Here is a 715-nt window from a genome sequence, read left to right on the forward strand (position 1 = left end):
GGAATTTCAGAGGCTTACTGAGCCCGCCCAGTCGCAGTCAATTCGAGCACCGACACTTATCCAGGCTGAGCGGCGTGTGCCTGATCTGCGCAGGCCGGGCATCGCACATTCGCAGTGAGACGGCGAAGCTTGCCGTGGAATGGGTCCTTCAGCTCCGACGGATGGTAATGGCCGACGATGCAGGTCGCGGGCACATCGATGTGGAGCACGATGGAGAAGTCCAACGCCGGCGACCAGGACGGTTCATTGGCGGTCAGCCGCGTCCACTCCTGCAGCAGATGGCGTGCGAACGCCTCCCGCGTGGCCCAGGTCGCCCATCGGAAAGGCAGATCTACCTCTACCATGGTGGGAACGCTGTATTGGCGCAGCGCCCGATGGGCGCCCCAGCCCAACAGGCATTGAATCCACTCGCTGCCATAGAGCAGGTAATGCCCGATATCGTCGAGCTGCGGCCGGTCGTCCGCGCACAGGTAAACGCGCCCCTCGTCCCGATTTCGGTCGTCGAACTCGGCGATCATCTGCTCGAGGTCGGGGCGCATCCACGCGAGATCGTCCGATCCGGCGACGATGCGACGGGCTTGCTCCGCCAGCGCCTCCGGATCGTTGATCTTCAGCCCTTCGCGGTAAAACACGCCCGCGTCGGGAACCCGACAACCGTGGTCCGGTCACCTATCGGCAGAGCGCCACCGACGCCGACAACCACGGCGTCGCCAAG

The 715-nt window shown here is 64.3% G+C and carries 1 protein-coding gene; it reads right to left on the reverse strand.

The window, feature by feature from the left end; translation table 11 throughout:
- Nucleotides 1–56 precede the first annotated feature (56 nt).
- Entirely contained in the window at nucleotides 57–632 is a 576-nt protein-coding gene (locus AX690_RS00735; RefSeq protein ID WP_066682899.1) for a hypothetical protein, read from the reverse strand.
- Nucleotides 633–715: the final 83 nt, after the last annotated feature.

This window comes from Caulobacter sp. CCH9-E1, assembly GCF_001556515.1.
Lineage (GTDB): Bacteria > Pseudomonadota > Alphaproteobacteria > Caulobacterales > Caulobacteraceae > Caulobacter.